Origin of the sequence: Caldisericum sp., assembly GCA_022759145.1 — a bacterium.
Taxonomy (GTDB): Bacteria; Caldisericota; Caldisericia; order Caldisericales; family Caldisericaceae; genus Caldisericum.
On the sequence record JAEMPV010000032.1, the window covers coordinates 1 to 22026 of the forward strand.

Here is a 22026-nt window from a genome sequence, read left to right on the forward strand (position 1 = left end):
CTTGATTAAGTCAGGGCCTTTTTTATTGACTTTTATTTTTTTATTGATAAAATTTGAAGATAAGGAGGCAATTTTATGGAAATATTTGAGGATTTGAAAAGAGATTTTGAAGAGCAAATTAATAAAATTAAAAACTTAGATGAATTAAGACAAATAGAAATTTTTTTCCTGGGCAAGAAGGGTAAGATTCAAGAACTCTTCAAGCAAATTAAAAGTGTTCCAGAAAATGAAAGAAAGGAGTTTGGCGAAAAAGTAAACAACTTAAAAGAATACATAGAAAATTTAATAACCGAAAAAGAGAAAGAGTTATCAAATATTTTAAGGGAAGAAAAACTTAGAAGTGAAGCAGTTGATGTAACTGCGCCTGGACTAATCCTGGAAAAAGGAACAGAGCACATTCTAAATAAAGTAATTGAAGAGGTAAAATCTATTTTTATTTCGATGGGTTTTGATGTTTTTTCAGGCCCAGATATAGAAAGCGATTATTACAATTTCGAGGCTTTAAATATACCTGAACATCATCCTGCAAGAGATATGCAGGACACATTTTATCTTGCAGAAAAGATGCTTTTGAGAACTCAAACATCACCAATGCAAATCCGAACAATGGAAAAGCAAAAGCCACCTATAAGGATGATAGCGATTGGAAGATGCTACAGACGAGATGCACTTGATAGTTCACACTCCCCTCAATTTCATCAAATCGAAGGTCTTGTTGTAGATAAAGGCATTTCTTTTGCAAATCTTAAAGCAACGCTTTCTGAGTTCTCAAAGAAGATGTTTGGAGAAAACACGAAAGTTAGATTCACTCCTTCATATTTTCCTTTTGTTGAGCCTGGTGCAGAAACTTCAATTACATGTGTGATATGTGGTGGAAAAGGATGCCCTGTATGCAAATATACAGGTTACCTTGAAATGGGTGGCTCTGGTATGGTTCATCCTAATGTATTGAAAAATGTTGGAATAGATCCTGAGGAGTACCAGGGCTTTGCATTCGGCTGGGGCATTGAAAGAATTGCAATGGTAAAGTATGGTATTCCTGATATACGATACTTTTTACAGAATGATATGAGATTCTTAAAACAATTTTAAGGAGGCGATATGATAATTTCTTATAGGTTGCTTAAGGAACTTTTGGACTTTCCATATACGCCAAGTCAACTTGCAGATAAGTTGACTAACATTGGTATTGAGGTTGAAAAGGTTGAGAATGTTGAAAAAAAGTTTGAAGGAGTTGTAACAGCAAGAGTTGTTGAAATTTATCCAATTGAAGGAACGAAATTATTTAAAGCTAAAGTTGATACAGGAGATGGTGTATTTGATGTAGTAACTGCAGCAACTAATGTAAGACAAGGCGACATTGTTCCATACGCAAGAGTAAATTCCAGAATAAGTGATGGAAGGGTAATCCAGGAAAAAGAATTTTCAGGACACATTTCTAAAGGAATGCTTCTTTCTTATAATGAACTTGGTCTTGATTCGGATTTGTTAAGTAACGATGAAAAGACAGGAATCCTTATTCTGCCCGAGGGAACACCAATTGGTATAAAATTTGAGGATGCATTTCCCGTTGAGGATACGCTTTTAGAATTGTCTCTTCTTCCAGATAGAGCAGATGCTTTTTATGCGCTTGGGGTTGCACGATGGGTTGAAATTCTCCTTGCAAGAGATGAAAAGCGCAGGGCAAACTTTGATAAGTTTAAATATGACATACTTGACGATAAGGATCTTCCTTTTACACCTTTTGCTGTCGAAATTAAAGATAAGGAACATTGCAGTTTCTATTCAGGAAGATTAATAAGCGGAGTTACAGTAAAGCAATCAAGTTATAACTTAAGGAAAAAGTTGTTCAGTTTAAGGATTCGTCCAATAAATAACATTGTTGATATTACTAATTTCGTTGCAAAAATGTACGGACAACCACTCCACGCCTTTGATTTTGATAAGTTAAAAGGAAAAATTGTCGTGCGACTTGCAAGAGATGGAGAAAAAATAGTAACGCTTGATGGCGTTGAAAGAGTCCTTACCTCAAAGAATCTTCTCATAACTGATGAAAGCGGTCCTGTTGCCCTTGCAGGAGTTATGGGGGGTCTTGGAACTGCCGTTACGAATGAAACCAAAAATGTTTTTCTTGAAAGTGCATATTTTACACCCTCGACTATATCCAAAAGCGCAAGAAGTTTGGGGCTTTTGACGGATGCGTCTTCACTTTTTGAAAAAGGAGTTGATCCTAAATTTACGGGAATTGCTTCTCTTGTTGCATCGAAGTTGATACTTGAGGAAGGGGGAGGTAAAGCCTATAAAGATAGCGTTGCAGATTTTAGATCGGAGAAGGAAAGCGTAAAAGTGCGTGTGAATAAGGTTTCAAGCCTGTTGGGTGAAGACATATCTAAGGAAGAAATTAAAAAGTACTTCGACATGGAAGGCTTTGATTATAAAGAAATTGAAAATGGATTTTTGGTTTCTGCTCCATCCTTCAGGCAGGATATCTCTATTGAAGAAGACCTTATTGAAGAGATAATACGAATGCGCGGATATAACGAGTTTTCGGAGAAGCCAATTGTTGCACCGCTAAGGAGTGGAAGTTTCGAACCAATCGTTAAGTTCAATATGGAACTTAGAGAGGTTCTTTTAAGGCTTGGACTGAATGAAATTGTGACATCAACTCTTACAAACAAAGAAATACTTTCTAAGTTTGGCTTATATGATGAAGAAAAAGTAATAAAAATTCTTAATCCTCTTACTGAAGATATGTCTCTTTTAAGACCGTCACTTTTTGTTGGAAGTTATGAAGTCGCCGTAAGAAACATAAATGTCCAGGAAGAAAATCTTGCGATGTTTGAAATAGGGAAGATATTCTTTAAGGATAACACGAATTTCAATGAAGAGTATCACTTTTCTATATTCCTTAAAGGTAACAGAGTCTACAGGAATCCTTACGGGAAAACTTTGCCTTATGATTATTATTATTTAAAAGGACTTATTGAGGCGGTTTTTGAGGATTTTGGCATAAGGGCTGAGTTTAGAAAATCGAATTTCCCATATTTACACCCTTATAAGACAGCAGAAGTTTATTCAAACGGCGTTGTTTTAGGATACATTGGAGGTATTCATCCTGATATTCTGGAAGATGCATACTTTGCCGAATTAAATGTTAATAAAATTTTTGAAATGTCTTCTAAAAAAGAACACTTTTCTCAATTTTCAATTTACCCAGCGGTTAAGAGGGATATTGCAATAGTCGTAGATAAGGATACCGAGGAGTATAATGTAAGAAGAGCAATACAGGATGCAAATATAAAAGAACTCAAAAGCATAGTCCTTTTTGATGTGTATACAGGCAAGCCGTTACCTCCCGATAAAAAGAACCTTGCCTACTCTCTTGAGTTTGTTTCTCTTGAAAGAACCCTTCAAGGGGCAGAGGTTGACGAGTTTATGAAAAAAATTGAGGATAGTATTTCAAGGAATGTTGGTGGTGTAGTTAGAAAGAATGAATAATTACAAGATTGCAAAAGAATTACTTGAGATAAAGTCGCTCCTTGAATTAAGCGGTGATATAAATAATGCATATGCTTTTGAAAATTCTGCTCTTTCTGTGCTTGCACTTGAAAAGCCTTTGATTAAATTCCCCAATATTGATTTTCTTCATCCTTTAGCAAAGGAAGAGATTTTAAATATCCTTGAACTTGGGTATTCTCCATTGAAAGAATCTCTTGAAGCAAGAATTCCAAAAGTCTTAAAGCAAATGGCATCGATTCCAGGAATTAGAGTAAACGATGTCCTTAAGTTGTATAATACGCTCAATATTGATTCTCTTTCCGACCTTGAGAGGTCTATTAAAAGCGGAAAAATTAAACGCTTTTTTTCAGAGAATTTTGAGGAGCAGTTGCGAAGGGCAATTTTTTATTATGAGAGTACCACAAAAGAATTAAGCCTTTTTTATGCATGCGCCTATGCAAATGCTATAACTTTGGCACTCGAAGACGCCGGAAACATAAGTGTTGCAGGAAGTGTAAGGAGGGGAAAAGAAGTAGTTAATAACATTGATTTTGTTTACGATTTTGACGAGCAGAATCTCCTTAAAGAAATAACTACTTCCTTTGATATTGTAAATTTTACAAGAAAGGGAAATTTAATCCAGTTTAGAGATATAGACGGAGTCCAGCTTAAATTTTATAAATTACCGAAGGAATTTTTCTATTCAGGTCTTCAGTACTATACCGGCTCAAAACAGCACAATAATGAAATTCAGAAAATTGCAAAGGCAAAAGGCTTTGAAATTTCAAAGAGTGGATTTGTGCTTTTATATGCTAATTCCGAAGAAGAATTTTATAGCAAATTATCTCTTCAGTATGTTCCCCCAGAACTCAGGGAAGGCGAAGAGGAAATTGATCTTGCGATTTCAAACTCAATCCCCAAACTCGTTAATCTTACAGATATTAAAGGAGATCTTCATGTGCATTCTTCTTTTTCAGACGGTTTATCTACTATTTCAGAGTTGCACGAGGAAGGAGAATTTTTGGACTACGACTACCTTGCTATAACTGACCACTCAAAGGGGTTAAGAATTGCAAATGGCGTTTCGGGAAAACTTTACATAAAGGAAAGCGAACTTATTGATAGAATTAACAGCGCAAGATACAATCCGTTTCTTCTAAAGGGAATTGAAGCTGAAATAAACTACGATGGGTCTGTTGATGTTGACGAGATAATGATGAGCAAACTTGACTTTGCGATTGGAGGACTTCACCAGTTTTCGAATACGCGTTTTGAAAATACAGAACGAGTGAAGAAAGCAATAAAAAGTGGTATAATTAATGTTGTAGCACATCCAACAAACAGGATAATTTTTGTGAGAAAAAGTATTGAAGTTGACATTGGAGAAATTTTTGAGGCAGCCTCAAAATATGGTGTAAGTTTGGAAGTAAATCTATTTCCCAATAGGATGGATTTAAGTACTGGACTTATAAAAGAAGCAAAACGAGCTCATGTAAAATACTTTTCGGTTGGGACGGATGCGCACAACCGAGGGCATTTGCACTTTATGAAGTATGGTGTTAAAATTTTAAGGAGGGCATGGGTGAGAAAAGAAGAAGTTTTGAACACATATAGTTTGGAGGAGTTAAGAGATTTATTATGCGTGAAGACACATTAAAATCGCTTGAATACGACAAAATTATTAATAGACTTGAGTCTCTCTCATTTACGAAGGGGGGAAAAGAACTGAGTATAAACCTAACCCCTTATGAATCTATAGATGAAGTAAAAGAGGCATTAAAGGAAACAACCGATGCAAAAAAATTTCTTGATGCTGAAGGCGATCTACCTTTTGTTGAATTTGTTGATATCGAGTCACTTTTCGAAAAGATAAAGGTTCTTTCGCTACTTACCCCGGAAGAAATGCTTCGAGTATCCGATGTACTTTCGGCGATTTCTGAGATTAAAGAAATTGGCGATTCCTATAGAGATTCGTATCCTGAGATTTTCAAATATACGATGCGTCTTTCAAATTTTGAAGACATTGTAAAAGCGATAAGGAAGGTTATCGGAAACGACGGGAAAATTGTTGATGATGCTTCCCCCCTTCTAAGCATAATAAGAAGAGAAATTAAAACAACATATCTTAGAATCCAATCCATACTTCAGGAAATACTTTACTCGAAGGAAAATGAAGATGCTATTCAGGACAAAATTATTACAAAAAGAAATGATAGATATGTGATACCAATACGGCTTAACTCAAAACCTTCTTTTAATTATGTAGTGCAGGGTGAATCTGGAAGCAGGCTTACACTCTTTGTTGAACCAATGGCTGTTGTCGAGTTAAACAATAAATTAGTTGAATTGTTCTCAAAGGAAAGAAAAGAAGAAGAGCGAATAATTCTCGAGTTAGAAGAAAGGATAAGAAACAAATTCAATGCGGTTTTCGAATCTTTAAATATTATTTACAAACTTGACTTTATCTTTGCAAAAGCAAGATTATCATCAGCACTAAAAGCAAGTGAGCCAATTATTGTTCCTGAACCATATCTTGAATTGTATGAGGCAAGAAATCCATTTATAAAGGATGATTTGGTAGTCCCAATCGACATTGAGGTAGGGGAAAATTTCAAAATGCTCATAATAACAGGTCCGAACACAGGCGGAAAAACCGTCACCCTGAAGACTGCGGGACTGTTAACGCTAATGGCAAAGGCTGGTATGCATATTCCTGCGATTTCAAATTCAAAGGTTGGATTCTTTAGAGAAGTATTTGCAGATATAGGCGATGAACAAAGTATAGAACAAAATTTATCTACTTTTTCTTCTCATATGACAAGAATAATCGATATTATTAAAAACGCAACCGATAAAGATCTTGTTTTAATTGACGAACTTGGAGCGGGAACTGATCCCGAGGAAGGTGCCTCATTAGGAGTTGCTATCCTTAAGAAACTTTACGACATTGGCGCAACTTCAATTGTAACAACACATCATGGTAAGATAAAGGAATTTCCTTACAAATTTAAAGAAGCACAAAATGCATCTGTTGGTTTCGATGTTGATACGCTCTCGCCAACATATAAACTGTATATAGGAATTCCAGGTGAAAGCCACGCTTTGATTATTGCTGAGCGCCTCGGATTGCCTGAGGATGTTCTAAATGATGCTAAAAATGAACTTTCTTCAGATTTTATTGAAAAAGCAGAAATTGTAAGCAAAATGCATGAGGATAATAGAGCGATTGAGATGATGAGAAACGAAACAGAAATTGCAAAAAATGAGGCGTTGAGACTGAAGGAAACATATGAACAAAAATTAAGGGAATTAGAAGAGAGGAAGAGGCTTGAGATTAGAAAGGCATACGAAGAGGCGCAGCGAATTATAGACGAAACAAAAGAAAAGATGAATAAAATCCTTGAAAACCTTGATACATACATAAAGTCTCAAAAAGAGATACAGGAAATGAAAAAAGTCCTTAAGAATGAAGAAGCGAATCTTGAAGAACAAGAAGAAAAAGAGGAAATTAGAGAATTACATAAGGGCGAAGCTCCCCAGTTGCGAGAAGGTATGCTTGTTTATGTTCCTACATTTAAGGCACAGGGTATTGTTCTCCAGATAAAGAGTGACGAAGGGAAAGCGATTGTCCAGATCGGCGCAATAAGAGCAACACTTAAACTTTCAGATATTGAAGTAACTGGTCTTGAGAAAAGTGAAAAAACAAGAGAGTCAAAAGTGGAGTTAAAAAACCTTTTTGAAGAAGAAATCCCAATGAAAATTGATTTGCATGGTTATACTGTTGAGGAAGCGATTGACATACTTGACAAGTATCTTGACAAGGCATACTTACATGGTCTTCCATATGTCTTTATAGTCCATGGGAAAGGTACGGGTACTTTGAGGGAAGCGATAACGCAGTATTTGAGGACGAATAAGCGAGTCGCTCGTTTCGAAATAGGAACCCCCTCAGAAGGTGGCATTGGTACCACGATAGTATTTTTCAAATGAAGTTTGTCTTTTTTGATCTTGAGACAACCGGCTTAAATAAAGACGATGAAGTTATAGAGATAGGAGCAATAAAAGTTGTCGATTTTGAAGTTGTCTCAACTTTTAAAACCCTTGTAAGACCGCGCAAGTTGCTGCCAAGATTTATTACAAACCTTACAGGTATAACGCAAGAAGAACTTGATAAAGCGCAGGATAGAGAGAAAATTAAAGAAGATTTTAAGAAATTTATTGAGGATGCAGTTCTTGTTGCCCACAATGCTTCATTTGATAAAGAATTTCTTGAGAGATTCCTTGAAGAGAGAGTCCAAAACGAGGTCATTGACTCGCTTGAACTTGCAAGGCTAATATATCCAGAATTTAGTTCTCATAGTCTTGAGAAACTTGTAGCAACTTTAAACATTAAAAGAGAAAAAGCACACAGGGCGTTTAACGATGCTTTGATGCTGTACGAAGTTTTTAAAAAGATATTAGAAGAAAGTAAATCCTTCTCAAATAAGGATATGAAACTCATTCACGAGATCATTGGAAATTCAAGGAATTTTGAATTTCTTTTCGGCGACTTTGAAAATGTCGAAAAAGGGACCTTGAATTTAAAAGAGTTTGATGCTCCCACCCTTACATTGCCTTTTAGGGAAAAGTCGAGTAAAACAAAGCCCGGAGTTTTTTATATTGAAAATAGTTCACTTGAAGATATCGCAAAACTAATTAGTAATGGAGGAAAATCGCTCGTTGTTGTTTATTCTGAAAATGTTATTGATAAAATTAAGGATAATCTTAAAGAGGGCAAAACTTTCGATGCAACTGAACTTGAAAATTTCATTTGTATTGATAGGTTGAATTACTACATCGATAATCCCGATAAAATTCCAGATGAGTTAAGAATTGACTTTGCAATACTCGCTTCTTACTTAATGAAAACACATGATTTTACTTTAAGTAGTGCACCGACTCACATACTTAAAAACAAAATAGTAAAGAACCTTTCAATATGTAAGAACAACGGCTGCAGTTTTAAAAGTGTTTGTCCTTTAATGCAAAAAAAGAATGAGATTGAAAATAGCGATTTTGTTTTTATGAAATATTCAAACTTTTTTAATAGCCTAAAAATTCTTTCTGATTTTAACTTCGACAGTATCGTCTTCTTAGAAGCCTATAGAATCCCGAAAGTTTTCTTGAGCCTTAAAGCGAACTTCTCAAGAAATGATGTAGAGATGATTGCAAATTTCGAAGAGGAAACCAAAAAGCAAGACATATTAACACTCTTTGATAATTTTGAGAATTTGTCTAAGGAATCGAGAAATGAATTATTTTCAAGTATAACTAATTACGATGTTTTGGATCTTTCAGAAAATATTTATCGTAATGGAAACGATTCTGTATCTCTAAATTTCTCCTACCCCGTAAGAGTGTTTTCGAAAGTACCGAATATCGCAAGTTCTATTAATTTCATAAGTAATTACTTTACTTTAAAGGGTGATAATCCAATAGAAAGATTTACAGGGCTTAGAGGTCAAATCGAAAAGAAGGAAGAGGACTCAAAGGTTATGAGTATAATTCCTCTTTTTATGCACGCTCCAAATGCGGATGAATTTCTTCGGGAATTTTTCGACTTGTATGAGCCATTCTCTCAAATAAAACCTGTTCTTTTCGTCTTTGAAAACAGAATTCAGTTGAACACCGTGAAGATGGAATTAAAAAATAAGTATCAGTGGATCGAAGAGTCCTTATCCAAAGAAGACGGCACCGTTGATTTTATTACCTATGAATTTCCTGTAAAAAACAAGTTTAAATTGATTTTCGTTGTTAAATTACCGATGAATATAATTAATGCAGATGAAACCTATGCAATGTATTACCTTAAAAACTTCGTAAAAGATAACCTGCAAAAGGAAAAAAGTTCAGTTTTTTATTTCGACGGAAGGCTAAAGGATAAAAACTTTATTGTCAAATACGAAGATGCGTTTCTATCTACCCCAATGCTTTTAGAAAAGAAAGAAAATCTAATTCAATTCGTAAAGAAATATATTAGTACTTAAAAGAACTTTTACCTATAAATTCTCGTAAAATTGAAGTGGGCGGAACTTCATCCGAAGAAAGTGGCAATACATGATTTAGGAAATTAAGAAGCCTCAAAGCCTCAGCATACTCCTTTTCTTTATATTCGATTGCCCTTAATGGCACCTCTGCGAAATTTCTCAGAATTGGAAGTTCGTAAATGAGGGCAGAGTTGAACATAACATCCGCATTCTCCTGGTATGGGAATATGTATTTCTCTTCAGCCGCAATAACATCTTTCCATCGTTTTAGATTTTCCGAAGCCTGGATTCCTCTAAAATGAACATCTCTTACAATTCGCCTTATGAGTCTTGTGTCTCTTGTAGGAATGCGGTTAATGTTGTCTATGTTTACCTGAGAAAGTGCGCTTACATAGATTTTGTATTTAATCTCGTCATTTACATCCTTAGTCAAAACTGGATTTAATGCGTGTATTCCTTCTATTATTATCAATCCGCTTTCATCTATTCGGACTTTCTTTCCTTTTTCTCTTTTTCCTGTAATGAAATTATATTTAGGAATTTCAACTTCTTCGCCTTGAAGGAGTTTATTTATATGCTCCTGTAACAGCTTATAGTCAGTTGCTTCTAATGTGTCATAATCTGGGTTGCCTTCCTCGTTTAACGGTGTTTTTTCCCTTTCAACGAAGTAGTTGTCTGTTGAAATTATGTATGGTTTGAAGCCAAGGATTCTTAAATGTATATCGAGTTTTTTTGCAAATGTTGTCTTACCTGAGGAACTCGGTCCTGCAATAAGAATTACCTTAGATTTCCTTTGAAGAATTTGTTCTGCAATTTCGGATATCTTTTTCTCATGAAGAGACTCTTGCATTTTTATAATGTTTGATATTCTTCCGTTTATGATACTTCTATTCAGTTCTCCAACAGTTCTTACATCAAGTAAATTCGCCCACTTTTTGCCTTCATTAAATGCTTCAAGCAGCCTTTCGTAACGAGGTAGTGCATTTAAAACATTTGGGTTTTTTCTATCCGGAAGTAAGAAGAACAGCCCGCCGTTTACTCTTACTATATCAACAACTTTTAACATTCCCGTAAAAGGCACTAGTGGTCCTGCAAAGTAAAGGTAAATTCCGTCAAGTTCATAAAGTGAAATAACGTCCTTTGCAAGATATTCAATTGTTTGTATATCTTCAAATCTGCCTTCTTTTTCAAGTTTTCTTATTGCGGTTTCTTTTGTTAAGTCGTATTTTCTAATGGGCTTGTTTTCTTTTATTAAATTGAAGAACTGCTCTTTGAGTTTATTTACAACTTCGTCAGAGCTGTTTTCGATTTCTCCGTAAAGGGCTTCGCCTATTGAATGCATTATTGTGAGTCTATGCTCTTTAGAAACTTTCTTCAGTGCAACCGTTGCAAGAAATGCTATACTTCTTTCATAGGTTCTTCTTCCTTCCCCTTCTGTTACCGGAAGAAGTTCAATACTTCTTACTTCCTCGACTTCATCGAGGAATCCCATAAGCTGATTGTTTACAATAGCGCAGGTATATGGATAATCTACATGCTCTATTTCAATAATCTTTTTACCCATAGCATTGAAATTATATTGATTTTTTGGAAAAACACAAATTATGCTTTGAAATGGCTACTCTATTATGTCTTTAAGATTTGTAAATTCGCTAATCTTTTTTACTGCATCAACTGCCAATTTGTTTGTTACATGTGTATATTTCATTGTTGTGTTAAGGGAACTGTGCCCCAAAAGTTCCCCTATTGTTATCGGGCTAATGCCTGATTCAAGGGCAAGGGTTGCAAATGTATGTCTTAATTTATGGGGAGTGATTTTCTTTTGAATGTTTGCTTCCTTTGCGTACTTCTTAACCATAAGTTGAATTGTTAAAGCCGAAAATTTCGTATGTCTTTTAGTCTCGAACAGATAGTCTGAATAATGAGGCTCTTTTAGATGCCTCTGTAAAATAATAGATAACTCTTCTGTTATTGGGACAAATCTTTCCTTATCACCTTTTCCTTTGATTCTCACATAATTTTCTTCAAGGTTTACATCTTCAATTCTAATATTGATAAGTTCACCAACACGAACGCCTGTATAGATAAGAAATGAGATTATTGTAAAATCTCTTTTGTTCTTCTTTACGACCTCTAAGAACCTTTTAACTTCGTCTCTTGTTAGAAATGTTGGAAGTGTCTTCGATGTTTTTGGAGGGTCTAATGTTTCAAATTCAATGTGGAGTTCCTTTTTGAGGAATTTTGCAAAACTCCTTAAAATCAAAGTTTGAGTTGCTCTTGTGTTTTTTGAAATTTCTTTCTTAAGGAAGTATTTTTGAATCGACTTCGAATCCGGCACATCAAAATCTTTTAAAAAATCTCTAATTATATAAAGATAGTTTTTAATGGTAAGAGGTGAATAACCTCTCAGCATCATATGCATAGAAAATTCATGGAGTACATTATCTTTGTCAAATTTAACTTCCATACTTTAAATTATACCAGAAAAAAATTTTAAATTGCCTTTGAGTTAACGCAATATTTCTTGACTTAAATTAGTAATGTGATATAAATAATTATCATGAATGAGTTTATTGGCATAGATTTAGGTGGCACAAAGATATTTGGAGTAAGACTAAACGGAAATTACGAAGTTGTTGCAAGTAAGAGGATTCCTACAGGTGATGTAAACTCTCTTGATTCAATAATAAAGAATGTTTTAGAGGTTATAGATTACCTTAAGAAAGATACCGTAAAAGGAATAGGAATTGGAGTTGCTGGTTTTATTGATTTTAAGTCCGGTGTAATTCATGGGTCTCCTAACATTCCTGCCTTAAGCGAAGTGAATTTTAAGAAAATAATAGAAGATAAGATTGGAATTCCGGTTTCAATTGATAACGATGCTAAAACTGGTGCACTTGCAGAACTGTATGTGGGAAGTGGAAAAAATACATCTGATTTTTTATTCATAACTTTTGGCACTGGTATAGGTTCTGCAATTGTTTCAAACGGGAATATTGTAAGAGGCAAGGATAATCTTGCAGGAGAAATTGGTCATATCACCCTTGACCCAGAAGGACCACTCTGCACATGTGGAAAACATGGTTGCTTTGAGGCATTCGCATCTGGTCCTTCGATAAGAAGAACATATCTTGAAAGTATAGATAAATCTACAAAATCTCCCTTGCTTGAAAGTGTAAATTTTGATTTAGAAAAGATTGATACGCCTCTAATATTTAAATTCAAAGATTCTGATCCGATTGCAAAAGAGGTTCTTTATAGGGCTTCTAAGTATATTGGGCATGGTTTATCAATAGTGGTAAACTTGTTAAATCCCGAAAAGATTATCATAGGTGGTGGTATGGGTGAGTCTTTAAAACTCATCTTTGATGATATTATGGAAAGTTTTTACGAAAATACACTAAAAATACCTGGTAATTCTGTTTCATTTGAGTTTTCAACTCTTGGAAATGTAGGTGTTGCGATAGGGAGTGGAATACTTGCATCAAAAAATATTTAGGAGGTTTAAATGAAAAATACATTGGATGTTGTACTTCTTTTGGGATTGCCTGCCTCAGGCAAGTCGGAAATAAGGAAATTCATACGTTCTCTGGATGACTCCGTGAGAATTAACGAACTCCATCTTGGGAGCGACATTCACATTGACGACTTCCCTTATGTTTTCTTTATGAGGAGAATTGATGAAGAACTTGAAAAATTAGGTGAAGCAAGAATTTTTTATGCATCAAACGAAAGCCCATTTAAGGATGGAAGAGACTGGCTGACTCTAACTGAACTTATAAACTTAGAGTTTAACGATATTGTTTCGCACAAAAGCCATAACCTTGATTTTGCGTTTGCAACACTTGTTAGAAGAATCGATGTTGCAGCGTCCAAATTTGGTATTGAAGAAAGACTTTCAAAACTTCCGCAAACCCTATTGAATTCGCTTTCTCCAAGGTTGTCAAAGGAAGCAAGAGATATCCTCTCCAATATAAATAAAGGCGCACAATCAGATATTTCAAATTCTACATTTGTTATTGAATTTGCGAGAGGGGGACCACAAGGTTCTTCGCTTCCCCTTCCATATCCATATGGATACGAACATACTTTGAATGCATTAAGTTTAGATATACTTAAACTTTCCTCCATTCTTTATGTGTGGGTAACCCCTGAGGAGTCGAGAAGAAAGAATTTTGAAAGGGCAAATCCGAATGACCCTGGCTCTATTCTTCACCACGGTGTGCCACTGGAGGTAATGCTTAAAGAATACGGTATTGATGATATGGAGTATCTAAGAAGCACATCAGGTAAGGAGGATCATATTTTTGTTAAAGAAAAGAAAGTTTATATTCCCGTTGCCTTCTTTGATAATAGAGTTGATAAAACAACCTTCTTAAGAGAGGATAAAAGCAACTGGGATAGAGAATTAGTTGATTTGATTTTTAAAGAACTTAAAGAATGTTTTGATAAACTATATGCACTTAAAAAAGGAGCGTAAAATGGAAGACCTTGTAATTAAGAAAAGACCAAGAAAATATTTTAGTGAGGACTTTAAAGCAGAAGATAAAGCGAGTTTTGAAAGCGCTTTGAAAGAATTACTTGATGAGCCCGTACGTAATAAACAGGAAATGCTAAATTTCCTTGAAAAATGGGGCGAACTTTCAGACATATTCGAGGAAACATACGCATGGAAATACATTAATATGACTCGTTTTATGGATAAAAAAGAATACCAGGAAGATTTTAACAAATTCTATTCAGAAGTTGCAAGCGTTGCAATGCAATATGATTTTCTCCTTAAGAAAAAGTACTATGATTCTCCTGTAAGGCACGAATTTGATGAACCCGAGTTTAAGCATCTTGATAACATTATTTCGAATGCAATTGAAGTTTTCAGGGAAGAGAACATTCCTCTATTTGTAAAGGAGAATGAAATTGCGCACAAATACGGTGAGACTATCGCAAAGCTTACCGTAAATTTTAGGGGTGAAGAGAAGACATTTTCACAGATGAATGTGTTTTTAAAGGATCCTGATAGATCTGTCAGGTTTGAAGCCTGGAACAAGAAATATGAAGCGTTAATGAATGTTTCAAACGATCTTTCGAAAGTATTTGATGAACTTAAAGAAATTCGAGTCCTTCAAGCGAAAAATGCAGGCTTTCAAAACTACAGAGACTACAAGCACATAGAAAAGGGAAGATTTTCATATACCGTTCAAGATGTTTTGAATTTCCATGAGGTAGTTAAAAAAGTTGTTGTTCCGTTTTTGAAAGAAAGGAACGAAATTAAAAGACAAAAACTTAATCTTGATAGTGTAAGACCGTGGGATACCGCTGTGGATGTCGATAACCGAATTTTGAAACCTTTTAGCACAATAGATGAATTTGTTGGCAAGGCAATCAAAGTTCTTGGTCATGTAGATGATGAGTTTGGTTTAAACTTACTAAGAATGAAGGCCTCAAACTTCCTTGACCTTGAGAACAGAAAAGGCAAGGCACCTGGTGGATACAACATGGGGCTTCCTGAACATGGCTCTTCCTTCATTTTTATGAATGCAGTTGGTTTGAATTCTGATGTGCGAACGATTCTTCACGAATCTGGGCATTCACTTCATAGCAAATATACGGCAAATATTCTCATTCATCCTTTCAAAGAGTACCCAATGGAAGTTGCTGAACTTGCCTCGATGAGCATGGAGATGTTTACTGTTGATTATCTTTATGAGTATTATGATAAGCCTGAGGATCTTAAGAAGGCGAAAAGAGAGCAAATAGAAGGAGCTCTTGCATTCCTTCCATGGTGTATAGCAGTGGATAGTTTCCAGCATTTTGTGTATACAAACAATGAAAACGAGAGTGAAAGAGAGAATTACTTTGTTAATCTTATGAAAGAACTCTCTTCGGGTGTAAATTGGGAAGGGCTTGAAGATACATTGAGAATACTGTGGATGCAGCAACTTCATATTTTTGAAGTACCTTTCTATTACATCGAATATGGATTTGCGCAGTTAGGGGCCCTTGCAATGTACAAGAATTATAAGGAGGACAAAGAAAGAACGGTTAAAAATTATAAAGAGTTCTTGAGCCTTGGCTATAAAAAACCTATACCAGAACTTTATAAGGCAGCGGGTATTGAGTTTAAATTTAACGAAGATTATGTGCGTGAACTTGTCGATTTTGTAAGAGAGGAATTAAAGGAGTTAGATTAGATAAGTTTCATATAACCCCTTGACTTATTTTAAAAAATCATTATCCTATATAGGAATTGAATTTATGATTTATGGAGGTAACTAAATGCCAATATTAAAAGCATCGAAAAAGTCTGTTAAAAAAGATGAAAAAAGAAGAGAAAGAAATGAATTTTATAGGGTTGCTTTAAAAAGAGCCTTAGACTTTGCAAAGAAGAGCGGATACGCGGAAGAAAAGGTTAGAGAGGCTATCAAGGTTATTGATAAACTTGAGGCAAAGGGAATTCTTCATCCAAATACCGCTGCAAGGAAAAAATCCAGATTAATGGCAAAGTTTAATCAGGCTCACAAGCAAGAAGCAACTGCATAAATCCTTAAGAAACTTTAGTTAGAATATAATTTCTAAGCGTAAGGGGAAGATCAATTTCCCCTATTTTTGACTTTATATCAAATTCTACAAAGGTTTTATACTGCCTTACGATACTCTCTATACTTACTTTTTCTAAATTTCTTGAAATTTCTTCAAGTGTTTTCGTAGGAAGGAAACTTCCATAAATTGAGGCAATATATTCGTTAATTGACCTAAGATTCATTCCTTCTTTGTTCTTCAGGTCATTTACCATTAAGTAAATGGAAAGGGTTTTCAAGATTTGCGAAAGTACAAGATTTTCCTGTCCGTTGTCACCCAAAAAGTAGTCGAGCATTCTTAAAGCCTCATCTTTCTTGAGAAAAATTATGGCATTAACGAATTCAAATATATCTTCATCTCCCATTTCCTTTACAATTTCTACTACATGTTCACGGTGAATTTCTTTTTTATCTCCTATATAGAATGAAAGTTTTTTGATTTCAGTTGAAAGTGCGTAAAAATTTGTATCGAGCCTCTTTATAAGTTCTTTTACTGCATCCTTTGTAATTGATTTTCCATATTCTTTTGCCTTTTTCTCAATCCATGCCTCAACCTGATTCAACGGAACTGTATAATCCTTTATTAAAACAAAGTTGCCTTTTAATAGATTTAATTCCCTTACATTTATTGTAAGGATTACTTTTGTAAAATCTGGGATAGTGGCACTTAAAATTTTTTGCAGGTGCTGTTTTGAAATCTGTTCCCCATCTTTTATAAGAACGAGTTTTGAACCAAAAAAGGGGGGCGTAGATACAGAATTTATAAAGTCAGCGTATGTTAAATTTGCCCCCGTAAGTTTTATAAAATCAATACTATTTGTATCTTCATTAAAAATCTTCTCAACAAATTTCTTTATTATCTGTTCCTTTAGATAATGTTCTTCACCTGCAAGTATTATAAGTGGTTCTTTTGGAATTGTGCTGTCAAGTTCCTTTAAAAACTCGATTGCTGAGATTTCCCTCATGGATAGATTTTTTCAAGCATTCTCGGGAATGGAATTGTTTCTCTAACATGTGGAAGTTTTGCAATCCAGGCTAAAGTTCTTTCTAATCCGATTCCAAATCCGCTATGAGGGACTGTCCCGTACTTCCTTAAATCAAGATACCACTTGTAATTTTCGATTGGTAGATTGTTCTCCTGCATTCTCTTGAGAAGTAAATCATAATCATGGATTCTCTCACTTCCGCCAATGATTTCTCCGTATCCTTCTGGAGCAAGAAGGTCTGCAGCAAGAACAGTCTCTGGGTCGTCTGGGTCAGGTTGCATATAGAAAGCCTTAATTTCTTTAGGGAAGTGGTGAATAAATACTGGTTTCTCAAATTCATTAGAAAGTGCTGTCTCTTCGTCTCCACCAAAATCGTCACCAAATTTTACATTGAATCCCTTTTTGTTAAGAAGTTCAATTGCGTCTCTGTAATGTAACCTTGGGAAGGGTGGAACAACTTTTTCAAGAGGTTTTGTGTCTCTTTCTATTATTTCCAATTCAGTTTTGCAGTTCTTTAAAACTTCTTGAACGACATAAGAAAGCATTTCTTCCTGAAGTTTCAAGTTCTCTTCGAATGTAAGATAAGCAACCTCAGGCTCAAGCATCCAGAATTCCATAAGGTGTCTTCTTGTTTTTGATTTCTCTGCCCTGAATGCTGGCCCAAAGCAATAGACTTTGCCAAACGCCATTGCGGCTGCTTCCATATAAAGTTGACCGCTTTGTGATAGGTATGCCTTCTCTCCAAAATAATCTGTTTCAAAAAGTGTTGTTGTTCCTTCACATGCTGCGGGTGTGAGAATTGGTGCATCTATTAGCGTAAAACCTCTTAAGTCAAAGAAGTCTCTGAGAGATTTAGCGATTCTATGTCTTATCCTGAGAATTGCCCATTGCCTCTTCGAACGTAACCAAAGGTGCCTGTGTTCCATTAGAAATCCAACACCGTGCTCTTTTGGTGTTATTGGGTAGTCCTGCGTTAGCTGAACTATTTCGAGTTCCTTAAGGTCAAGTTCATACCCGAATGGAGCGCGCTTTTCTTCTCTAACTATCCCACGCACTATAACTGAGGATTCCTGAGTTAATTTTTTTGCTTTTTCGAATGTTTCATCATCTACTTCATTTTTTGTAACGACGCATTGCATGATTCCTGTGCCGTCACGCACAAGCACAAAAACAATTTTTCCGCTGGATCTCATATTATAAACCCAGCCTTTTATCTCTACAAATTTTCCTACATTATCTTTAGCCTCGTTTATGTACATAGTTAGCTTTCTCCCGGCACCGTCCGGGGCTGAGGTATTTTTTACCGCCTTTTTTATGCCCATCCTCAGCAGGCGGAATTTGGGCTATTTAGTTTATATTATATTCAACTTTCTTCACTTTTTGTAGCGCATTTGGGACATTTCGGATATGGGGGGATGAACTCCAGGATGTTATCCCTTACAATTTCAAAAGTGTCAAGAAAATTGCCTGTGTATGTAAATTCGCTTAGTTCCTCGATTGGGCGTTCCTCTTTCCTATTTTCTACATAAGTTTGGGGAATGTAAGTTTCGTTTACTTCGATTTTCAATTCTTCATCAAATTCGTCAAGACATACAACACAAGTTAATCTTAATTTTGTCTGTATTTCGCCTCTTACTAAAATCTCTCGATTGCCAAGGTTTTCAAAAATGAGTTTTGCTTTTACTGGCTCTACCACTATTGCAGGCATCTCAACCTTTGAAAAATCGAGCGTTTCATTAACTTCTACTTTTTCTTCATCAATAATCTTTTGTATCTCTAATTTCATTTGAAATCTCCTCCTTACTTTCTTTTATTGTTGAAAGTGCTTTTTCCAAAACACTTTCAATTTTTGATAGAACATCATTAGCAAATTGGAGTGCTTCGTTTTTTATACGCTCTCCTTCTAATTTTGCGTTGTTAATTATTTCTTGCTGTTGCCTTTTTGCTTCTGCAATAATAGAGGATTCTTCAACTTTCTTTTTGAATTCCACTTCTGCCTCTTTTAAAATACGCTCTTTTTCCTCATATGCATCTTTTAGAATCATATCTCTTTGCTTGGAAATGTTTATTGCCTGTTTTACCTCTTCAGGAAGCATCGCTTCTATTCTCATTAAACTTCCTAAAATTTCGTCTCTATCAACTGTAATATACTTTGAGAAAGGCACCTTCTTTGCGTTTTCTACAATAGTTTTTAAATTTTCTATCTCATCAATAATACTTTTCCCCATATTCATCTCCTTAATTTTTCTTTAACTCTTATGTGTACTTCTTCAGGTACAAACCTTGATATATCTCCGCCGTTAAGTGCGATTTCTTTTATTAAACTCGAACTTATGAAAGCATTTTTGGGGGTTGCGATCATAAAAATTGTCTCAAAATCTTTTAGCATTGTTTTGTTTGCCTCGAACATCTCTCTTTCATACTCAAAGTCCTTATTTGATCTTACCCCTCTCAACACCAAATATATTTTCTTTTCCCTCATATAGCGAACAAGGAGTCCTTCGAGTTTATCAACTTTAACATTCTTCAAGTGTGCAGTACAACTCTTAACAATTTCTACACGTTCATCAAGGTTGAATAGTGTGTTTTTTTCATCCCTTTTTGCAACAAGTACAACTACCTCTTTAAAAATTTTGCTTGCTCTTTCTATTATATCAAGGTGTCCGTTTGTTAGCGGGTCAAATGTCCCAGGGTATAAAACTCTATCTTTCATACTTAAAGTATAAACAAAAGAAAAAATCTTGCAAATTATTCGTAAAAATCATAAAATAATTGTATGAAAAACAAAACAATAAAACTCACAATTATTGCAATAATAGTTTTGCTATTCTTTAATGGATGTAGTAGTGGAGCTAATGAGGTTGTAAAGGTTCCGAATTTTGTTGGGATGAAGCCTTCTGAAGCGCAAACTCTTGCAAAGAATAATGGCTTGGTGTTGCAGGTAATCGCAACGGAGCAAAGTGACCAATATCCAATTGACACAATAATTTCACAAGATCCAGAGGAAGGAAGTGTTGTAAAAAAGGGTGGTATTGTTAAGATTGTCTTGAGTTCAGGATATGCAACCGCAACCGTTCCAGATGTTACTAACAAAAATTTTGATGAAGCAAGGAAACTTATTCTTGACGCTGGTTTTACAATTGGAGAAATAAAAGAAGTTGAGGTAGATATGCCTGTAGGTGTCGTGATTTCGCAATCTCCAGACCCAGGAACAGTCTTAACACCCGGAGCAAAAGTTGACCTTACGATAAGTATAGGAACTTTTGTTGTTGTTCCTAATGTTATAGGGAAAAGTGTTGATGAAGCAAAGTCAATTTTAGAAAATGCTGGGCTTGTTCTGTATAAGGTTGACAAATTTGACAAAGATGTTCCAAATGCACCACCAAATACCGTTTTGTATCAATATCCAATGCCTAACGCAAAGGTAGAAAAAGGGACACAAGTTTTATTGAGGATTTCAAAATGAAATTCTACATCTCACCTTCAATAATTTCTGCAGATTTTACAAACGTAAAAGAAGAAATAAAAAAAGTTGAATCTTTTGAGGATAGTTTTCTTCATCTTGATATTATGGATGGAAATTTCGTTCCAAATATAACCTTCGGACCTTTTATTGGTGAACAACTAAGAAAACTTACAGATATTCCTTTTGATACACATCTTATGATTAGCCATCCAGAAACATTTATAGAAAAGTTTGCTCCGTTCTCCGACTTTATAACTTTTCATATTGAAGAGACAACATTTCCTTTTAGATTAGTTAATCAAATAAGATCTCTAAATAGGAAATGTGGAATTTCTTTAAACCCTGCTACACCTATTGAACATGTTTTTGATGTGCTTCCTTATGTTGACTTACTCCTAATTATGAGTGTAGAGCCGGGCTTTTCAGGTCAAAAATTCATTAAAGAGTCTTTATCTAAAATTAGAAAGGCACAGGAATTTAGGATAAAGAATAACCTTAATTTTCTTATTTCTGTTGATGGCGGCATAAACGAGGAAACAATGCCTTTGGTCTTAAAAGAAGGTGCAGATATCCTCGTAATGGGAAACTTCTTTTTCAAGAATGACTTTGATTTTGTGAAAGATACGATTAATAAATCACGAAGCAAAACTTAAAAAGAGCCCCCGAAAGAGGGCTCTTATGTGCTTAATTCGGCAAAAGATACTTCTTTAATTTTTCTACAATAACTCTTTTTGGAACTGCGCCAACTATCTGGTCAACAAGGACACCATTAACAAATATGCCAAGTGTTGGAATGCTCATAATACCATACTCAATTGCAAGATTTTGGTTTTCATCGACATTAACTCTTACGACTTTTAACTTACCTGCATATTCTTTTTCAAGTTCAAGGACAATTGGTTCTATCATCTTACAGGGAACACACCACTCAGCCCAAAAATCTACAAGCACTGGAATTGGAGAATTTAAAACCTCTTCTCTAAAGTTAGTTTCATTTACTTCCATTTTTCACCTCACTCGCTAAGCAATTTATCAATTTCTTTTGAAAGGACATCTTCCATATTTGGGTCATATCCAATTATCATTTTAGCAATTCTTCCGTTCTTGTCAATCAAGAAAAACCTTGGAATACTATTCACTCCGTAAAGTCCTGCAACCTGGCTATTTGGGTCTGTTACCACAAGATACTTCATCCCCTGCTCGTTTATGAATTGCTGAACCTTACTTAAATCGCCTGTATCAAGATTAATTCCTATTACAACAACCCCTTTATCTTTGTATTTTTCGTATATTGCTTCGACATGTGGGATTGTCATTCTGCAAGGTCCACACCAGGTTGCCCAGAAATCAAGAAGGACAACCTTGCCCTTAAGGTCGGAAAGTTTTACAACCTTTCCGCTATTATCTTTCCAGGAAAAATCTGGTGCAACTTCTCTATCGGTATTACCACTTTGCGAAGTGGTATTTGTGTT

The 22026-nt window shown here is 35.1% G+C and carries 20 protein-coding genes; 11 read left to right on the forward strand and 9 right to left on the reverse strand.

The window, feature by feature from the left end; all coding sequences use genetic code 11:
* Positions 1–75 precede the first annotated feature (75 nt).
* Genes pheS through JHC30_02100 form a run of 5 tightly spaced genes read left to right on the forward strand, consistent with a single transcriptional unit; the run spans position 76 to position 9524 of the window.
* On the forward strand, positions 76–1092 hold the full coding sequence (gene pheS / locus JHC30_02080) for a phenylalanine--tRNA ligase subunit alpha (GenBank protein MCI4462943.1): 1017 nt from the start codon (positions 76–78) through the stop codon (positions 1090–1092).
* 9 nt (positions 1093–1101) lie between these two features.
* Complete coding sequence (locus tag JHC30_02085) at positions 1102–3498, forward strand: phenylalanine--tRNA ligase subunit beta (protein ID MCI4462944.1); 2397 nt, start codon at positions 1102–1104, stop codon at positions 3496–3498.
* Entirely contained in the window at positions 3491–5155 is a 1665-nt protein-coding gene (locus JHC30_02090) for a hypothetical protein (protein ID MCI4462945.1), read from the forward strand. Before JHC30_02085 ends, JHC30_02090 begins: the two co-directional genes overlap by 8 nt.
* Entirely contained in the window at positions 5137–7488 is a 2352-nt protein-coding gene (locus JHC30_02095; GenBank protein ID MCI4462946.1) for an endonuclease MutS2, read from the forward strand. Before JHC30_02090 ends, JHC30_02095 begins: the two co-directional genes overlap by 19 nt.
* Entirely contained in the window at positions 7485–9524 is a 2040-nt protein-coding gene (locus tag JHC30_02100; protein MCI4462947.1) for a 3'-5' exonuclease, read from the forward strand. Before JHC30_02095 ends, JHC30_02100 begins: the two co-directional genes overlap by 4 nt.
* Here the strand turns inward: JHC30_02100 and JHC30_02105 are convergent.
* Positions 9514–11088, reverse strand: a complete 1575-nt coding sequence (locus JHC30_02105) for a nucleoside kinase (protein ID MCI4462948.1) — start codon at positions 11086–11088, stop codon at positions 9514–9516. The genes JHC30_02100 and JHC30_02105 overlap by 11 nt on opposite strands.
* A gap of 54 nt (positions 11089–11142) precedes the next feature.
* The gene (locus tag JHC30_02110; protein ID MCI4462949.1) at positions 11143–11991 is read right to left on the reverse strand and encodes a tyrosine-type recombinase/integrase; all 849 of its coding nucleotides are present in this window, start codon (positions 11989–11991) and stop codon (positions 11143–11145) included.
* A gap of 93 nt (positions 11992–12084) precedes the next feature.
* On the opposite strand from JHC30_02110, the gene JHC30_02115 reads away from it, so the two are divergent.
* The 4 genes from JHC30_02115 to JHC30_02130 all read left to right on the forward strand — a co-directional run bounded on the left by JHC30_02115 (position 12085) and on the right by JHC30_02130 (position 16064).
* Positions 12085–13023 carry an ROK family protein gene (locus JHC30_02115; protein ID MCI4462950.1) on the forward strand — a complete coding sequence of 313 codons (939 nt, stop codon included), beginning with the start codon at positions 12085–12087 and terminating at the stop codon, positions 13021–13023.
* 9 nt (positions 13024–13032) lie between these two features.
* A complete protein-coding gene (locus tag JHC30_02120; GenBank protein MCI4462951.1) occupies positions 13033–14004 on the forward strand; it encodes a hypothetical protein in 972 nt (323 codons plus the stop codon).
* 1 nt (position 14005) lies between these two features.
* Positions 14006–15715: a M3 family oligoendopeptidase gene (locus JHC30_02125; protein ID MCI4462952.1), complete on the forward strand. Its 1710-nt coding sequence runs from the start codon at positions 14006–14008 to the stop codon at positions 15713–15715.
* Positions 15716–15800: 85 nt separating this feature from the next.
* Positions 15801–16064 carry a 30S ribosomal protein S20 gene (locus JHC30_02130; protein ID MCI4462953.1) on the forward strand — a complete coding sequence of 88 codons (264 nt, stop codon included), beginning with the start codon at positions 15801–15803 and terminating at the stop codon, positions 16062–16064.
* Between the two features lie 4 nt (positions 16065–16068).
* Here JHC30_02130 and holA read toward each other — a convergent pair whose 3' ends face one another.
* From holA to coaD, 5 genes are all read right to left on the reverse strand, one after another.
* On the reverse strand, positions 16069–17067 hold the full coding sequence (gene holA / locus JHC30_02135) for a DNA polymerase III subunit delta (GenBank protein MCI4462954.1): 999 nt from the start codon (positions 17065–17067) through the stop codon (positions 16069–16071).
* On the reverse strand, positions 17064–18347 hold the full coding sequence (asnS, locus tag JHC30_02140) for an asparagine--tRNA ligase (protein MCI4462955.1): 1284 nt from the start codon (positions 18345–18347) through the stop codon (positions 17064–17066). The genes holA and asnS overlap by 4 nt, the downstream gene beginning before the upstream one ends.
* A 104-nt stretch (positions 18348–18451) precedes the next feature.
* Positions 18452–18874, reverse strand: coding sequence for a DUF177 domain-containing protein (locus tag JHC30_02145; protein ID MCI4462956.1), 423 nt, complete (start codon positions 18872–18874; stop codon positions 18452–18454).
* A complete protein-coding gene (locus tag JHC30_02150; protein MCI4462957.1) occupies positions 18846–19316 on the reverse strand; it encodes a hypothetical protein in 471 nt (156 codons plus the stop codon). The genes JHC30_02145 and JHC30_02150 overlap by 29 nt, the downstream gene beginning before the upstream one ends.
* Positions 19317–19318: 2 nt before the next feature.
* Complete coding sequence (gene coaD / locus JHC30_02155) at positions 19319–19801, reverse strand: pantetheine-phosphate adenylyltransferase (protein MCI4462958.1); 483 nt, start codon at positions 19799–19801, stop codon at positions 19319–19321.
* Between the two features lie 63 nt (positions 19802–19864).
* Between coaD and JHC30_02160 the strand changes: the two genes are divergently transcribed.
* A complete protein-coding gene (locus JHC30_02160; protein ID MCI4462959.1) occupies positions 19865–20554 on the forward strand; it encodes a PASTA domain-containing protein in 690 nt (229 codons plus the stop codon).
* Positions 20551–21207, forward strand: coding sequence for a ribulose-phosphate 3-epimerase (gene rpe / locus JHC30_02165; protein ID MCI4462960.1), 657 nt, complete (start codon positions 20551–20553; stop codon positions 21205–21207). Before JHC30_02160 ends, rpe begins: the two co-directional genes overlap by 4 nt.
* Positions 21208–21238: 31 nt before the next feature.
* Here rpe and trxA read toward each other — a convergent pair whose 3' ends face one another.
* Together trxA and JHC30_02175 are read right to left on the reverse strand one after the other, a co-directional pair.
* Positions 21239–21559: a thioredoxin gene (gene trxA / locus JHC30_02170; GenBank protein MCI4462961.1), complete on the reverse strand. Its 321-nt coding sequence runs from the start codon at positions 21557–21559 to the stop codon at positions 21239–21241.
* 8 nt (positions 21560–21567) lie between these two features.
* On the reverse strand, positions 21568–22026 hold a 459-nt coding region (locus JHC30_02175; protein ID MCI4462962.1), incomplete at its 5' end, for a TlpA family protein disulfide reductase.

Coding starts and splice junctions, on each gene's coding strand:
- pheS (MCI4462943.1), top strand. CDS start 76: ATGGAAATATTTGAGGATTTGAAAAGAGATTTTGAAGAGCAAATTAAT.
- JHC30_02085 (MCI4462944.1), top strand. CDS start 1,102: ATGATAATTTCTTATAGGTTGCTTAAGGAACTTTTGGACTTTCCATAT.
- JHC30_02090 (MCI4462945.1), top strand. CDS start 3,491: ATGAATAATTACAAGATTGCAAAAGAATTACTTGAGATAAAGTCGCTC.
- JHC30_02095 (MCI4462946.1), top strand. CDS start 5,137: ATGCGTGAAGACACATTAAAATCGCTTGAATACGACAAAATTATTAAT.
- JHC30_02100 (MCI4462947.1), top strand. CDS start 7,485: ATGAAGTTTGTCTTTTTTGATCTTGAGACAACCGGCTTAAATAAAGAC.
- JHC30_02105 (MCI4462948.1), bottom strand. CDS start 11,088: ATGGGTAAAAAGATTATTGAAATAGAGCATGTAGATTATCCATATACC.
- JHC30_02110 (MCI4462949.1), bottom strand. CDS start 11,991: ATGGAAGTTAAATTTGACAAAGATAATGTACTCCATGAATTTTCTATG.
- JHC30_02115 (MCI4462950.1), top strand. CDS start 12,085: ATGAATGAGTTTATTGGCATAGATTTAGGTGGCACAAAGATATTTGGA.
- JHC30_02120 (MCI4462951.1), top strand. CDS start 13,033: ATGAAAAATACATTGGATGTTGTACTTCTTTTGGGATTGCCTGCCTCA.
- JHC30_02125 (MCI4462952.1), top strand. CDS start 14,006: ATGGAAGACCTTGTAATTAAGAAAAGACCAAGAAAATATTTTAGTGAG.
- JHC30_02130 (MCI4462953.1), top strand. CDS start 15,801: ATGCCAATATTAAAAGCATCGAAAAAGTCTGTTAAAAAAGATGAAAAA.
- holA (MCI4462954.1), bottom strand. CDS start 17,067: ATGAGGGAAATCTCAGCAATCGAGTTTTTAAAGGAACTTGACAGCACA.
- asnS (MCI4462955.1), bottom strand. CDS start 18,347: ATGTACATAAACGAGGCTAAAGATAATGTAGGAAAATTTGTAGAGATA.
- JHC30_02145 (MCI4462956.1), bottom strand. CDS start 18,874: ATGAAATTAGAGATACAAAAGATTATTGATGAAGAAAAAGTAGAAGTT.
- JHC30_02150 (MCI4462957.1), bottom strand. CDS start 19,316: ATGGGGAAAAGTATTATTGATGAGATAGAAAATTTAAAAACTATTGTA.
- coaD (MCI4462958.1), bottom strand. CDS start 19,801: ATGAAAGATAGAGTTTTATACCCTGGGACATTTGACCCGCTAACAAAC.
- JHC30_02160 (MCI4462959.1), top strand. CDS start 19,865: ATGAAAAACAAAACAATAAAACTCACAATTATTGCAATAATAGTTTTG.
- rpe (MCI4462960.1), top strand. CDS start 20,551: ATGAAATTCTACATCTCACCTTCAATAATTTCTGCAGATTTTACAAAC.
- trxA (MCI4462961.1), bottom strand. CDS start 21,559: ATGGAAGTAAATGAAACTAACTTTAGAGAAGAGGTTTTAAATTCTCCA.